14 protein-coding genes are annotated in these 14,539 nt (G+C 64.8%); 12 read left to right on the top strand and 2 right to left on the bottom strand.

All coding sequences use genetic code 11. The features are described 5' to 3' along the window. Positions 1 to 37 precede the first annotated feature (37 nt). From ACVIYL_RS12545 to phoB, 7 genes are all read left to right on the top strand, one after another. Positions 38 to 1,351 carry an ATP-binding protein gene (locus ACVIYL_RS12545; protein WP_456778691.1) on the top strand — a complete coding sequence of 438 codons (1,314 nt, stop codon included), beginning with the start codon at positions 38 to 40 and terminating at the stop codon, positions 1,349 to 1,351. Positions 1,352 to 1,486: 135 nt separating this feature from the next. After that, the gene (gene pstS, locus ACVIYL_RS12550; RefSeq protein ID WP_092078490.1) at positions 1,487 to 2,497 is read left to right on the top strand and encodes a phosphate ABC transporter substrate-binding protein PstS; all 1,011 of its coding nucleotides are present in this window, start codon (positions 1,487 to 1,489) and stop codon (positions 2,495 to 2,497) included. Positions 2,498 to 2,726: 229 nt separating this feature from the next. Beyond that, positions 2,727 to 3,716, top strand: a complete 990-nt coding sequence (gene pstC / locus ACVIYL_RS12555; RefSeq protein WP_016844063.1) for a phosphate ABC transporter permease subunit PstC — start codon at positions 2,727 to 2,729, stop codon at positions 3,714 to 3,716. 4 nt (positions 3,717 to 3,720) lie between these two features. Next, a complete protein-coding gene (pstA, locus tag ACVIYL_RS12560; RefSeq protein ID WP_050386784.1) occupies positions 3,721 to 4,566 on the top strand; it encodes a phosphate ABC transporter permease PstA in 846 nt (281 codons plus the stop codon). Next, positions 4,563 to 5,381: a phosphate ABC transporter ATP-binding protein PstB gene (pstB, locus tag ACVIYL_RS12565; RefSeq protein ID WP_074131128.1), complete on the top strand. Its 819-nt coding sequence runs from the start codon at positions 4,563 to 4,565 to the stop codon at positions 5,379 to 5,381. Before pstA ends, pstB begins: the two co-directional genes overlap by 4 nt. 106 nt (positions 5,382 to 5,487) lie before the next feature. Further along, positions 5,488 to 6,204: a phosphate signaling complex protein PhoU gene (gene phoU, locus ACVIYL_RS12570; RefSeq protein WP_016844066.1), complete on the top strand. Its 717-nt coding sequence runs from the start codon at positions 5,488 to 5,490 to the stop codon at positions 6,202 to 6,204. Positions 6,205 to 6,349: 145 nt separating this feature from the next. Beyond that, complete coding sequence (gene phoB / locus ACVIYL_RS12575) at positions 6,350 to 7,060, top strand: phosphate regulon transcriptional regulator PhoB (protein WP_016844067.1); 711 nt, start codon at positions 6,350 to 6,352, stop codon at positions 7,058 to 7,060. Positions 7,061 to 7,357: 297 nt separating this feature from the next. On the opposite strand, the gene ACVIYL_RS12580 is transcribed toward phoB, so the two are convergent. Then, complete coding sequence (locus ACVIYL_RS12580; protein WP_018269585.1) at positions 7,358 to 7,870, bottom strand: GcrA family cell cycle regulator; 513 nt, start codon at positions 7,868 to 7,870, stop codon at positions 7,358 to 7,360. A gap of 488 nt (positions 7,871 to 8,358) precedes the next feature. Here ACVIYL_RS12580 and ACVIYL_RS12585 point away from each other — a divergent pair, with 488 nt between their 5' ends. The 3 genes from ACVIYL_RS12585 to ACVIYL_RS12595 all read left to right on the top strand — a co-directional run bounded on the left by ACVIYL_RS12585 (position 8,359) and on the right by ACVIYL_RS12595 (position 11,701). Next, positions 8,359 to 9,567, top strand: coding sequence for an acetylornithine transaminase (locus ACVIYL_RS12585; RefSeq protein ID WP_456778692.1), 1,209 nt, complete (start codon positions 8,359 to 8,361; stop codon positions 9,565 to 9,567). Then, positions 9,567 to 10,493 carry an ornithine carbamoyltransferase gene (argF, locus tag ACVIYL_RS12590; RefSeq protein ID WP_028342316.1) on the top strand — a complete coding sequence of 309 codons (927 nt, stop codon included), beginning with the start codon at positions 9,567 to 9,569 and terminating at the stop codon, positions 10,491 to 10,493. Before ACVIYL_RS12585 ends, argF begins: the two co-directional genes overlap by 1 nt. A gap of 206 nt (positions 10,494 to 10,699) precedes the next feature. Then, positions 10,700 to 11,701, top strand: a complete 1,002-nt coding sequence (locus tag ACVIYL_RS12595) for an Hsp33 family molecular chaperone (protein ID WP_253606424.1) — start codon at positions 10,700 to 10,702, stop codon at positions 11,699 to 11,701. 111 nt (positions 11,702 to 11,812) lie between these two features. On the opposite strand, the gene apaG is transcribed toward ACVIYL_RS12595, so the two are convergent. Further along, positions 11,813 to 12,211, bottom strand: coding sequence for a Co2+/Mg2+ efflux protein ApaG (gene apaG / locus ACVIYL_RS12600; RefSeq protein ID WP_028333747.1), 399 nt, complete (start codon positions 12,209 to 12,211; stop codon positions 11,813 to 11,815). Positions 12,212 to 12,499: 288 nt separating this feature from the next. Here apaG and ACVIYL_RS12605 point away from each other — a divergent pair, with 288 nt between their 5' ends. Both ACVIYL_RS12605 and ACVIYL_RS12610 read left to right on the top strand, forming a co-directional pair. Beyond that, positions 12,500 to 13,759, top strand: coding sequence for an OpgC domain-containing protein (locus tag ACVIYL_RS12605; RefSeq protein WP_225647808.1), 1,260 nt, complete (start codon positions 12,500 to 12,502; stop codon positions 13,757 to 13,759). Next, positions 13,756 to 14,538 (top strand): SGNH/GDSL hydrolase family protein, encoded by a 783-nt coding sequence (locus ACVIYL_RS12610; protein ID WP_456778693.1) that lies wholly within the window; start codon positions 13,756 to 13,758, stop codon positions 14,536 to 14,538. Before ACVIYL_RS12605 ends, ACVIYL_RS12610 begins: the two co-directional genes overlap by 4 nt. The last annotated feature ends 1 nt before the right edge of the window (position 14,539 follow it).

Consider the following 14,539-nt stretch of genomic DNA (forward strand, 5'->3'; position numbering starts at 1 on the left):
GGGCGAGACATGAACCGACGGGATGAAAGCCGCCGCGATGGCAATTGACGATTCGCATTCCTCCATCTTCTCGCCCTGGCCCGACCGGTTGCGCCATTCCGCGCTGATCCTGCTTGCCGCAGCGCTGGCCTTGAGCGTGGTGGTCGCGCTTGGCGAATTGTCGCTGGTGCGCGCCTGCGCCGTGTTCGTCTGCATCGCGGCCGCGGCGCTGGTGCCGTGGCGGCTGCATGATGCCGGAACCTCGCGCGAGGATGTCCGCGGCGTCAATCCGGTCGAGGCCGCCGCCGTCAGCGCGGTCGTCGCCGGCATGCCGGATCCGGCCGTGCTGCTCGATCGCGCCGGCCGCGTCATCCATCTCAACGCCGCCGCGGCGCAGCTCGCGCCCGCGCTGCGCAAGAACGAACTGGCGCAATTTGCCCTGCGCTCGCCGGAGATCATCACCGCGCTGCGCGAGGCGATCGCGACCACCGAGCCGCGCCGCGCCACCTACACCGACCACGTTCCGGTCGATCGCTGGATGGAATTGGTGATCACGCCGGTGCCGGTGCCGACCCAGTTCGGCGGCACCGAGAAGTGCATGCTGATGACCTTCCACGACCTGACGCCGCTGCGCCGGGTCGAGGAGATGCGCGCCGATTTCGTCGCCAATGCCAGCCACGAGCTGCGCACGCCGCTCGCCGCCTTGTCCGGCTTCATCGACACGCTGCAGGGGCCGGCGCGCGAGGACGCGCGGGCGCGCGAGCGCTTCCTCGGCATCATGCACACCCAGGCGACCCGCATGGCGCGGCTGATCGACGATTTGCTGTCGCTGTCGCGGGTCGAGCTGTCGGCCCATGTGCGGCCCGAGGCCTCGATCGATATCGTGCCGATCATCCGCCAGGTCGCCGACGGGCTCGAGGCACTGGCCAGCGAGCGCCAGGTCGAGATCGAGGTCGACCTGCCTCAGGCTCCGGTCATGATCGCCGGCGACCGCGAGGAACTGCTCCGCCTGTTCGAGAACCTGATCGAGAACGCCCTCAAATACGGCGCCTCCGGGGGCCGCGTCATAGTGTCGCTGAATCAGGCCGCTTCGGGCGCATCGGGCGAGGGGACCCCCGAAATCCGTGTCATGGTACGGGATTTCGGCCCCGGCATCGCCCCGGAGCACCTGCCGCGGCTGACCGAGCGCTTCTACCGGGTCGACGTCGGCGACAGCCGCAACCAGGGCGGAACGGGCCTCGGATTATCGCTGGTGAAACATATTCTTAACCGTCATCGTGGGCGTCTTTTGATCGAGAGCGTGCCGAAGAACGGCGCCACTTTTACCGCCTGTTTTCCCCGGCCGAAGACCCCGTTACCAACCCAAAGCTAAGCGTTTTCAGAAGCTTAGCGTTGTCATCCAACTGTCATCCAACCTTCGTAAAAGCAGCACCGACCGCTCCTAGATGGACCGGCGTGAGCGCGATCGGGCGCATTCGGCGCTTCGCTCACAGGATGGAGACCACCCATGAATTTCATCAAAGCAATCGTCGCAGCCGGCATGATCGCCGCTTCGACGTCGGCCTTCGCTGCCGATATTACCGGCGCGGGCGCGACGTTTCCGTTCCCGATCTATTCGAAGTGGGCTGACGCCTACAAAAAGGAGACCGGCAACGGTCTGAACTACCAGTCGATCGGCTCCGGCGCCGGCATCAAGCAGATCCAGGCCAAGACCGTGACCTTCGGCGCCACCGACGCGCCGCTCAAGCACGAGCAGCTCGAGAAGGACGGCCTCGTCCAGTGGCCGATGGTGATGGGCGCGATCGTCCCGGTCGTGAACCTCGAAGGCATCAAGCCGGGCGACCTGATCCTGTCGGGCGAAGTGCTCGGCGACATCTATCTCGGCAAGATCACCAAGTGGAATGACGCGGCGATCGCCAAGCTCAATCCGAAGCTGACCCTGCCGGGCGATGCCATCACCGTCGTGCGCCGTTCGGACGGTTCGGGCACCACCTTCAACTTCACCGACTATCTCTCCAAGTCGAACGCCGACTGGAAGTCCAAGGTCGGTTCCGGCACCGCGGTCGAGTGGCCGGTCGGCGTCGGCGCCAAGGGCAACGAAGGCGTTGCCGGCAACATCAGCCAGACCAAGAACGCGATCGGCTATGTCGAGTATGCCTACGCCAAGCAGAACAAGCTGACCTACACCGGGCTGGTCAACAAGGCCGGCAAGACCGTGCAGCCGACCATGGCTGCCTTCCAGGCTGCCGCCTCGAATGCCGACTGGGCCAAGGCTCCCGGCTACTACGTGATCCTGACCGACCAGCCGGGCGAAGCCTCCTGGCCGATCACCGCGGCGACCTTCATCCTGATGCACAAGGACTCGACCGACAAGGCGGCCTCGCAGGAAGCGCTCAAGTTCTTCAAGTACGCCTTCGAGAAGGGCGACAAGGCGGCCGAAGAGCTCGACTACATTCCGATGCCGGACTCGGTCGTCAAGCTGATCGAGAAGACCTGGTCGTCGGACATCAAGAGCTAAGTCCGACGCTGCGACAGGGCCTGTGCCGACAGGATCGCGGCACAGGTTGAGCGACCAAGACCCGGCCTCCATCACCGCGGCGACAAGCGCGGGATCGAGGCCGGGGTTCGCGCCTCAAGGGGCGTGGCTGGAACGACGACGCCCGGCCAAATGCGTCAGTGAAGATCGCTTCGGGGCGTAGCGGTTTGCGTGGCTTTTGCATACTAAAGAGGGGATTGGCGTGGCAGACATGGCTGTTCAGAGCGATGTGATGGAAGCCGCGGGACCTTACGATCGCGCCAAGGCCCTCAGCGCCTTCAAGCTTGGTGACCTCACCTTCTATTGGATCACCCGTATCTCGGCGATCTCGGTTCTGTTGATCCTCGGCGGCATCATCCTGTCGCTGATCGTCGGCGCCTGGCCGGCGATGAAGGAATACGGCTTCGCCTTCCTGTGGACGCAGCGCTGGGCGCCCTCGGCCGATCCGCCGGTGCTCGGCGCGCTCGGCCCGATCTACGGCACGCTGATTACCTCGGTCATCGCGATGCTGATCGCCATTCCGGTCGGCATCGGCATCGCCGTGTTCCTCACCGAGCTCTGCCCGCAAGTGCTGCGCCGCCCGATCGGCATCGCGATCGAGCTGCTCGCCGGCATCCCCTCGATCATCTACGGCATGTGGGGCTTCTTCGTGCTCGGCCCGTTCCTGGCCAACACGTTCCAGCCCTTCATGATCCGGATCTTCGAGGGCGTCCCGGTGCTGGGCGCGGTGTTCGCCGGCCCGCCGTCCTATCTCAGCCTGTTCAACGCTGCGCTGATCCTTGCGATCATGGTGCTGCCCTTCATCACCGCGATCTCGGTCGACGTGTTCAAGACCGTGCCGCCGGTGCTGAAAGAGGCCGCCTACGGCATGGGCTGCACCACCTGGGAAGTCGTTCGCAGCGTCGTGATCCCCTACACCCGCGTCGGCGTGATCGGGGGCATCATGCTGGCGCTCGGCCGCGCCCTCGGCGAGACCATGGCGGTGACCTTCATCATCGGCAACTCGTTCCGGATCTCGTCGTCGATCTTCGCGCCGGGCACCACGATCTCGGCGGCGATCGCCAGCGAATTCGCCGAGAGCGACGGCCTGCACCAGTCCGGCCTGATCCTGCTCGGCCTGCTGCTGTTCGTGCTGACCTTCTTCGTGCTCGCCGGCGCGCGGCTGATGCTGATGCGGCTTGAAAAGAAGGCGGGGAAGTAACGCCATGAACCCGATCTACAAATCCCGCCGCCGCAGCGACATCGTCATCCGCGCACTCTGTGTCGGCGCCGCGCTGTTCGGCGTCACCTGGCTGGCGCTGATCCTGATCACGCTGCTCTATAACGGCCTTGCCGGCCTCAGCGTGCAGCTGTTCACCCAGAACACGCCGCCGCCCGGCTCGACCGAAGGCGGCCTGCTCAACGCCATCGTCGGCTCGGTCATCATGACCGTGATCGGCGTCGGCATCGGCGCGCCGCTTGGCCTGTTCGCCGGCACCTACCTCGCCGAATACGGCAAGCACGACAAGCTGACCTCGGTGATCCGCTTCATCAACGACATCCTGCTCAGCGCGCCCTCGATCATCATCGGCCTGTTCATCTATGGTGCGGTGGTGGTGCCGATGCGCGGCTTCTCGGCGATCGCGGGCAGTCTCGCGCTCGCTGTGATCGTGATCCCGGTCGTGCTGCGCACCACCGAGGACATGCTGCTCTTGGTGCCCAATCCGCTGCGCGAGGCCGCCTCCGCGCTCGGCCTGCCGCGTTCGCTGGTGATCAAGCGGATCGCTTATCGTGCTGCGCGATCGGGTCTGATCACCGGCGTGCTGCTGGCGACCGCCCGCGTCGCCGGCGAGACCGCGCCGCTGCTGTTCACCGCGCTGTCGAACCAGTTCTTCAGCCTGGATCTGACCAAGACGATGGCCAACCTGCCGGTGACCATCAATAACTTCGTGCAGAGCCCCTACGCCTACTGGAAAGAGCTGGCGTGGAGCGGTGCGCTGCTCATCACATTCACCGTGCTCGCGTTGAATATCGGCGCGCGTATCCTTGGTGCCGAAAGGGCCGCAAAATGACCGAGCTTTCCGTCTCCACGACTGCCGCAGGCCACATTCCGCAGGTTCCGCTGCCGGAAGCGCCGCCGAAAGTCACGGTGCGCAACCTCAACTTCTACTACGGCGAGCACCACGCGCTGAAGAACATCAACCTGACGCTCGGCACCAACCGCGTCACGGCGTTCATCGGCCCGTCCGGCTGCGGCAAGTCGACCCTGCTGCGCATCTTCAACCGGATGTACGACCTCTATCCGGGCCAGCGTGCGGTCGGCCAGCTGATGCTGGACCAGACCAACATTCTCGACCCCAAGCTCGACCTCAACTTGCTGCGCGCGCGGGTCGGCATGGTGTTCCAGAAGCCGACGCCGTTCCCGATGACGATCTACGAGAACATCGCCTTCGGCATCCGCCTCTACGAGAAGATCTCGAAGTCCGAGATGGACGACCGGGTCGAGAAGGCGTTGCGCGGCGGCGCGCTGTGGAACGAGGTCAAGGACAAGCTGAACGCCTCCGGCCTGTCGCTCTCCGGCGGCCAGCAGCAGCGCCTGTGCATCGCGCGCACCGTGGCGGTGCGTCCCGAGGTGATCCTGTTCGACGAGCCGTGCTCGGCGCTCGACCCGATCTCGACCGCCAAGGTCGAGGAACTGATCCAGGAGCTCTCCGAGGACTACACGATCGCGATCGTCACCCACAACATGCAGCAGGCGGCGCGCGTCTCCGACAAGACCGCCTTCATGTATCTCGGCGAGCTGATCGAGTTCGACGACACCAACAAGATCTTCACCTCACCGAGCGATCGGCGCACCCAGGACTACATCACCGGCCGGTTCGGTTGACCGGCGCATGATCCGGAAAAGTGGAAACCGGTTTTCCGATCAGGTCATGCTAAAATTCAGGACACGAAGCCATGATCCCCGGGATCATGGTTGAGGGAGACAAGCGATGGCTTCTGAACATACCGCCAAGGCATTCGACAGCGACCTGCAGGAGTTGACCCGCCTGGTCGCCGAGATGGGCGGCCTGGTCGAACGGATGATTACCGAGTCGGTCGACGCGCTGATCCGTCGCGACGTCGCGCTCGGCAAGCGCGTGGTCGCCGCCGACATCGAGATCGACAATCTGCAGCGCAACATCGAAGAGCGCGCGGTGCTGACGATCGCGCGCCGCCAGCCGATGGCGATCGACCTGCGTGAGATCGTCAGCGCGATGCGCGTCGCCACCGATCTCGAGCGGATCGGCGACCTCGCCAAGAACATGGGCAAGCGCGTCGCGGCGCTGGAGAGCGATTTCCAGCCGCTGAAGTTGATCCGCGGCCTCGAGCACATGACCGACCTCGTGCTGTCGCAGGTCAAGTCGGTGCTCGACGCCTATGCCGCGCACGACCTGCCGGCGGCGATGAACGTCTGGAAGGGCGACGAGGAGGTCGATGCGATCTGCACCTCGCTGTTCCGCGAACTGCTCACCTACATGATGGAAGATCCGCGCAACATCTCGTTCTGCATCCATCTGATGTTCTGCGCCAAGAACATCGAGCGGATCGGCGATCACGCCACCAATATCGCCGAGACCGTGTTCTACATGATCGAGGGCCAGCAGATCACCGACAAGCGCCCGAAGGGCGACATGACCACTTTTGCCACCACGGTGCCGGGCAACTGAGGCATGATCGGCAAGCACGGAACCGGCAAGAGCGAAACTGGACGATCCTCGCGACAAATCGTTTCCGCGGGGACTATGCTCAAGGAAGTAAGCGTTTCGGTTTGCGTCTGGGCAACGGATCACTACAGAGAAAGAACTTAAACCGATGAGCGCACGCATTCTGGTAGTCGAAGACGAGGAAGCGCTGACGACGCTGTTGCGCTACAATCTCGATGCGGAAGGCTACGATGTCGAGACGGTGGGGCGCGGCGACGATGCGGATACAAGGCTGAAGGAGCGCGTTCCCGACCTCGTGGTGCTGGACTGGATGCTGCCGGGCCTGTCCGGCATCGAACTGTGCCGCCGCCTGCGGGCGCGGCCCGAGACCAAGCAGCTTCCGATCATCATGCTGACCGCGCGCGGCGAGGAAAGCGAGCGCGTGCGCGGGCTTGCCACCGGCGCGGACGATTACATCGTCAAGCCGTTCTCGGTGCCGGAGCTGCTGGCGCGGGTGAAGGGCCTCTTGCGCCGAGCCAGCCCGGAGCGGCTTGCGACCGTGTTGACCTATGGCGACATCGAGCTCGACCGCGAGAAGCGCCGCGTGGCGCGCTCGGGCCGTCCGATCGATCTCGGGCCGACCGAGTATCGCCTGCTTGAATTCTTCCTCGAGCATCCCGGCCGCGTGTTCAGCCGCGAGCAATTGCTCGACAGCGTCTGGGGCCGCGACATCTACATCGATGAGCGCACCGTCGACGTGCATATCGGCCGCCTGCGCAAGCTGCTCAATCCGGGCCGCGAGCAGGATCCGATCCGCACCGTGCGCGGCGCCGGCTACGCGCTCGACGACCGCTTTGCCAAGGCCGAGCCGCAGCCGTAACGGCCATGCGGCACTCATAAACCGCAACACGGCGTCGTCCCGGCGAAAGCCAGGGGACCCATACGCCGCGGCCAGCGCAATCGGCACGCGGCCAGACGGCTTTCTAACAACACCCATTCGTGGTTATGGGTCCCGGCCTGCGCCGGGACGACGCCGGTGATGTAGCGGTAGCCCGGATGGAGCCGACGGGTCGCGCGAACGAGCGCCCCGTTGGCTCCATCCGGGCTGCGTCACACAAAAAAATCCCCGCTTTCGCGGGGATTTGTCTTTGAGGTCTTCCGTCGTTTTCCCGAGTGCTCACTTGATCTGCGGTTTCGCCGACGGCCGGCGGCGATCGGCGGCGGGCTGGTAGGCGACGCGCGAGTGATGCGCGCAATAGGGCAGGCCGGCGAGCGCCTTGCCGCCGCAGAAGAAGAATTCCGGGCTCGAGGGATCGCCGACCGGCCAGTGGCAGGTGGCCTCGTTGAGCTCGAGCAGCGAGAGCCGCTGGCTCATCGGCACCACATTGTCGTAGGAGATCGGATCGGGCTCCATCTCGACCTCGAAGGCGTGCGCCAGCGCGGTGTTGCCGCGCGAGACCGGACGCGCCACCCGCATCATGTGCTGGGCCGGGCGAGCCTTGCGCTGCCGCGGCGCGGCAGTGGAGGGTGCCTTGGCGCGGCCGGAAAGGCCGAGCCGATGCACTTTGCCGATCACGGCGTTTCGCGTCACATTGCCAAGTTCCGCCGCGATCTGGCTGGCCGACAGGCCGGACTCCCAGAGTTTCTTCAGCTGCTCGACGCGATCGTCGGACCAGGTCAATACAGTCATCGCATTCTTCCCTTCGCGTAGCGCCGGCCAATCATTGGAGCGGCGCTGCGAGCCAATCTGGACAAATATCCCTGCGGCCAGAATCCCTTAGCCCTCGCCGGGCACGGTGTTGCGCCCGAACGTTTACGCGAGACACAAAGGCTACTTAGAGGGTCCAGTACCGCCGCACGAGATGTCGTACCCGACAGGCCAAACGCTACAATATGGCGTGACTCTGGCGCAAGAGTCCGCGGTCGTGCGTCCACATGTTCCCACACAGTTAAGCATCGCGATGAGGCTTTTCCACCGCACCGGAATGCTCCGGATTGCGCTCGTTTCGCATTGCAGGAAGGCCACTTCGTAGCGATTGACACTTACCGACCGCAGCATAGAATGCCCGCCACGTGCCGCCCGCAAAGGCGGCCGTTTTGTTTTCCGAAGCTGGCCGTTGCTGCGCTGGCGTCAAGGCGCAGCGGCAATTGTCGGCTTAAAAACCGTCAGTGAACGCCATGACCAACGCTGCCACGTCGCATCTGCTCCCCGTCTTCGCCAGGGTCGATCTCGGCTTCGAGCGCGGTGAGGGCGCCTGGCTGATCGCAACCAACGGAGACCGCTATCTCGATTTCACCTCGGGCGTCGCGGTCAACGCGCTCGGGCATGCGCATCCGCATCTGGTCAAGGCGCTGCAGGAACAGGCGACCAAGCTCTGGCACATGTCGAACCTGTTCAAGAGCCCGGACGGCGAGGCGCTTGCCGCGCGGCTGTGCGAGCAGAGCTTTGCCGACTTCGTGTTCTTCTGCAATTCCGGCGCGGAAGCGATGGAGGGCGTGATCAAGCTGGTCCGCCACTATCACTTCTCCAAGGGCCATGGCGAGCGCTACCGCATCATCACCTTCGAGGGCGCCTTCCACGGCCGCACGCTGGGCACGCTGGCGGCGACAGGCTCGGCGAAATATCTTGAGGGCTTCGGCCCGCCGATGGACGGCTTCGACCAGGTGCCGCATGGCAACATCGAGGCGGTGAAGAAGGCGATCGGCCCGCACACCGCCGGCATCCTGATCGAGCCGGTGCAGGGCGAGGGCGGCGTGCGCTCGGCGCCGCAGGCGTTCTTCAAGGCGCTGCGCGCGCTGTGTGACGAGCACGGCCTGCTGCTCGCCTTCGACGAGGTGCAGACCGGCATGGGCCGCACCGGCGAGCTGTTCGCCTACAAGCGCACCGGCGTCACGCCGGACGTGATGTCGCTGGCCAAGGCGCTCGGCGGCGGTTTTCCGATCGGCGCGGTGCTGGCGACCGCGCAGGCTGCGGCCGGCATGGCGCCCGGCTCGCACGGCTCGACCTTCGGCGGCAATCCGCTCGCGGTCGCCGCCGCCAATGCCGTGCTCGACGTCATGCTGAAACCCGGCTTCTTCGAGCATGTGCAGAAGATGTCGCTGCTGCTCAAGCAGAAGCTCGCTTCCGTCGTCGACCGTTATCCCGGCGTGCTGTCGGAGGTGCGCGGCGAGGGCCTGTTGATCGGCGTCAAGGCGGTGGTGCCGTCGGGCGACCTGATCGCAGCGCTGCGCAGCGAGAAGCTGCTCACTGTCGGCGCCGGCGACAATGTGGTGCGGTTCCTGGCGCCGCTGATCGTGACCGAGCCCGAGATCGACCAGTCGATCACCGCGCTCGAGCGCGCCTGCTCTGTGCTGTCGGCGGCGCAGCCGAAGAAGGCGGCTGGATAATGAGCAAGCCGGTCCGTCACTTCCTCGATATCAACGAGCTGCCGCTCGGCGAGCTGCGCAACATGCTGTCCGCCGGAGCCGCCATGAAGGCGAAGCTGAAGGCGCATGAGAAGGGCAGGAAGCCGCTCGAAGGCAAGACGCTGGCGATGATCTTCGAGCGCCCGTCGACCCGCACAAGGGTGTCGTTCGACGTCGGCATGCGCCAGCTCGGCGGTGAATCCATCATGCTGACCGGCGCCGAGATGCAGCTCGGCCGCGGCGAGACCATCGCCGACACCGCGCGCGTGCTGTCGCGCTATGTCGATGCGATCATGATCCGCATCCTCAACCATGACGCGCTGCTCGAGCTCGCGGCGCACGCCACCGTTCCCGTCATCAACGGCCTGACCCGGCGTTCGCATCCCTGCCAGGTGATGGCCGACCTCATGACCTATGAGGAAAACCGCGGCTCGATCGAGGGCAAGACCGTGGCCTGGACCGGCGACGACAACAACGTGCTGGCCTCCTGGGCGCATGCCGCAGAGCGATTCAAGTTCCAGCTCAATGTCGCGACCCCGCCGGAGCTCTCGCCGAAAAAGCCGATGCGCGACTGGATCAAGGCGACCGGCGCGCCGATCATGCTCGGCACCGATCCGGAAGCCGCCGTGCGCGGCGCCGACTGCGTCGTCACCGACACCTGGGTGTCGATGGGCGACAAGGAGGGCGAGCACCGCCACAACGTGCTGCGGCCCTATCAGGTCAATGCCAAGCTGATGTCGCTCGCCAAGCCGGACGCACTGTTCATGCACTGCCTGCCCGCGCATCGCGGCGAGGAGGTCACCGACGAGGTGATCGACGGGCCGCAATCCGTGGTGTTCGACGAGGCGGAAAACCGCCTGCATGCGCAGAAGGGCATTCTGGCCTGGTGTTTCGACGCGGTCGCGTAGCCGTAGATCAGTAAGCGTTGTCGTCCCGGGCGAAGCGCGACCCGGGACCCACAACCACCGCTGTCAATTGTTGCGAAGGCTGGGGCACCAGCTGAATGCAGCAACTCACATCGGTGGTTATGGGTCCCTGCCGTCGCAGGGACGACGGAGATATCCGCGTTAGTGAACCCCTTTATTTCATGGTCCGAGACCCCAGATAGAGCGCCATGGTTTCACAATCCCCCGACATCAAAATCACGCCCGAGGCGCCGGTTCGCGCGCCCTCAGCGGTTCCGGTCGACGATGCCGTGCTGGCCTTCGAGGTCGGCGCGCTGGACCTGCGCGGCCGGCTGACCCGGCTCGGCCCCGCGCTCGACGAGATCCTGCACAAGCACGATTATCCGCCCGCGGTCGGCAAGCTGCTCGGCGAGGCGATCGTGCTCACCACGCTGCTCGGCTCGTCGGTCAAGTTCGAGGGCCGCTTCATCCTGCAGACCCGGACCGAAGGACCGGTCTCGCTCCTGATCGTCGATTTCCAGGCGCCCGACCGGCTGCGCGCCTATGCGCGCTACGACGCATCGCGCCTCAAGAACGGCCAGAGCTCGGGCGAGCTGCTCGGCAAGGGCCACCTTGCGATGACCATCGATCAGGGCTCCAACACCAGCCGCTACCAGGGACTGGTCGCGCTCGACGGCGGCGGCCTGGAAGAGGCGGCCCATGAATATTTCCTGCGCTCGGAGCAGATTCCGACGCGGGTGCGGCTTGCGGTCGGCGAGGAGATGCGCGGCGGCGAGGGCGGCAAGCTGCGCTGGCGCGCCGGCGGCATCCTGCTGCAATTCCTGCCCAAGGCGCCCGAGCGCGCCAAGCAGGCCGATCTGCATCCCGGCGATGCGCCGGAAGGCACGGCCACGCATAGCGTGCCGGACGATGACGCCTGGGTCGAGGGCCAGTCGTTGATCTCGACCGTCGAGGACGTCGAGCTGATCGATCCCGATCTGTCCGGCGAGCGGCTGCTCTATCGCCTGTTCCACGAACGCGGCGTGCGCGTCTTCAACCCGCAAACGCTGCGCGCGCAGTGCTCCTGCTCGCGCGACGCGGTGTCGTCGATGCTGAAGAGCTTTGCGCCGAACGACCGCGCCGAGATGGTCAAGGACGGCAAGGTCGTCGTGACCTGCGAGTTCTGCTCGTCGGTGTATGAATTCACGCCGCAGGAAGCCGGCGTGGAGTGACAGGCGACCTTCGTCATGGCCGGGCTCGACCCGGCCATTCATCATGGCAAAAGCGCTTTTGAAGCGATGGATCGCCGGGTCAAGCCCGGCGATGACGTGCATTGCTGCGCGTCAGTTCAACACCCTTTTCCCGCCCGGGCTCGGGCTGTCCAGCGAGAATGTCGGCACGTCGATGTCGAAGCGCTCGCCGGCTTCGGTGACCATCTGATAGCTGCCGGTCATGAATCCGGAGGCGGTCGGCAGCGGCACGCCGCTCGTGTATTCGAAGCGTTCGCCGGGCGCGAGCACCGGCTGCTCGCCGACCACGCCCTCGCCGCGCACCTCCTGGCGGCGGCCGGTGGCGTCGGTGATGATCCAGTGCCGCGTCCGCAGCTGCACCGTCTCCGGGCCCGAATTGACGATCACGATCTTGTACGACCAGAAATATTCGCGCCGGTCGACCGACGAGCGCTCCGGCATGAAGTTCGGCTCGACGGTGACTTCGATCTGGCGGGTAACGGCGCGGTACATGCGGCTCAATCCGATGGTCCTGGCGCATGGTCCGTTTTCGACCGGATCATGCTCAAACAGGGCGCTATCATAGCCAATTGAACCGCCGGAACCAATCGCCTGCCAGGCTGCGAAAAGGCGGGCTTGGAAAGCCGGATTTTGGGGCGGCCCGTTCATCGCGGTTTCAACATAGTTCCGCTCTAAAGCGCGGCCGCATGCCGCCGCACTCCGTGCTTTGTCGGCAACTCGCGGACCGATATTATCTTTTCAGCACGGCATGCGGGGCGTCCGCGGCCGACACGGTGTTTGATGAGCTCGATTGCCGATCCCATAGCCGGTTCGCCGGTGGCTGACGCCAAGACCGAAGTAAAGGCTGAGGCCGAGGCGAAGGTTGCTGCGCCCGCGATCACGCTGCCGGCGACCGGCGAGCGCGAGCTCCGCCTCGATCTGTTCCGCGGGCTCGCGCTGTGGCTGATCTTCATCGATCATCTGCCGACCAATCTTCTGACCTGGCTGACGATCCGCAATTACGGCTTCTCCGACGCCACCGAGATCTTCATCTTCATCTCCGGCTACACCGCGGCCTTCGTCTACGGCCGCGCCATGCTGGAGGGCGGCTTCGTGATCGCGACCGCGCGCATCCTGCGCCGGGTCTGGCAGATCTACGTCGCGCACGTCTTCTTGTTCACGATCTTCCTCGCCGAGATCTCCTATGTCGCGACCTCGTTCGAGAACCCGCTCTACAGCGAGGAAATGGGGATCATGGACTTCCTCAAGCAGCCCGACGTCACCATCGTCCAGGCGCTGCTGCTGCGCTTCCGTCCCGTCAACATGGACGTGCTGCCGCTCTATATCGTGCTGATGCTGTTCCTGCCGCTGATCCTGTGGCTGATGAAGTGGAAGCCCGACGTCACGCTCGGCCTGTCGGTCGTGCTCTACGCGCTGACCTGGCAGTTCGATCTTTACCTCTCGGCTTATCCGAACGGCTTCTGGGCGTTCAATCCGTTCGCCTGGCAATTGCTGTTCGTGTTCGGCGCCTGGTGCGCGCTTGGCGGGGCGCGGCGGATGTCGCGGATCCTGTCGTCGAACATCACGATGTGGATCTGCATCGTCTATCTGGTCGCGGCGTTCTTCGTGACCCTGACCTGGTACGTGCCGCAGCTCGGCCACATCATGCCGAAGGTGATCGAGCAATGGATGTATCCGATCAACAAGACCGACCTGGACGTGTTGCGGTTCGCGCACTTCCTGGCGCTCGCCGCGCTCACCGTGCGCTTCCTGCCCAAGGACTGGCCGGGGCTGAAATCGCCCTGGCTGCGACCTTTGATCCTGTGTGGCCAGCATTCGCTTGAGATATTCTGCCTCGGGGTCTTCCTCGCCTTCGCCGGTCACTTCGTGCTTGCCGAAGTATCTGGCGGTGCCGCACTGCACGCCTTGATCAGCGTCTGCGGCATCCTCATCATGTGCGGCATGGCGTGGATCATTTCGTGGTACAAACACTCCGCCGACAAAGGCGCCTCGAAAAAAGGCGCCGCCGGCAACGCCGATCTGGCGGGAGGGGGAGCATGAAGTCCGCGCGGACGATGCTGGGCCTGACGCTGCTCGCAGCCTGCCTGACGGCCGGTTTGGCGGCGGCGCCCGCGCGCGCCGGCGACACCGCGGAGCCGCCCCCGCCGCCGCCCTGCGACGTGCCCGCCTATCTGCTTACGAGCGAGAGCTCGCTGCCCAAGGTCACCGACGCCATCAAGTCCAACCGGCCGCTCAACGTGCTGGTGGTCGGCAGCCGCTCCTCGACCATCCAGGGCAACGAGGCGAGCGCCTATCCGGCCACGCTGCAGGCGGCGCTGAAGGAAGCGTTGCCGTCGTCGACGATCGACCTATCCGTAGAATTACAGGGAAAGAGCACCGCCGAGGAGACCGCGGGAACTCTTGTTAAGCTTGTTGAAGCAAAAAAGCCTACTTTGGTTATCTGGCAGACCGGAACCGTCGATGCTATGCGAGCAATCGATCCCGACGATTTCCGTACCGCCATCAACGAAGGCGTTGTTGCGTTGCGGGACGCCGGGACCGACGTGGTGCTGGTCAATCTGCAATACAGCCCGCGTACGGAGACGATGATCTCTGCACCGCCCTATCTCGACAACATGAAGGTGGTGGCGCAGCAGCACGACGTTCCGCTGTTCGACCGGTTCGCGATTATGAAGCAGTGGAGCGACGCCGGATATTTTGACCTGTTCAGCACCTCGCATGGTGTCGATCTGGCCAAGAAGGTTCATGCCTGTCTCGGCCGCGCACTGGCGAAATTCGTGATCGATGCGGCCCATCTGGGCCCGGTGCAGCAGAATTAAG

This window comes from Bradyrhizobium sp. USDA 3315 (assembly GCF_054056795.1).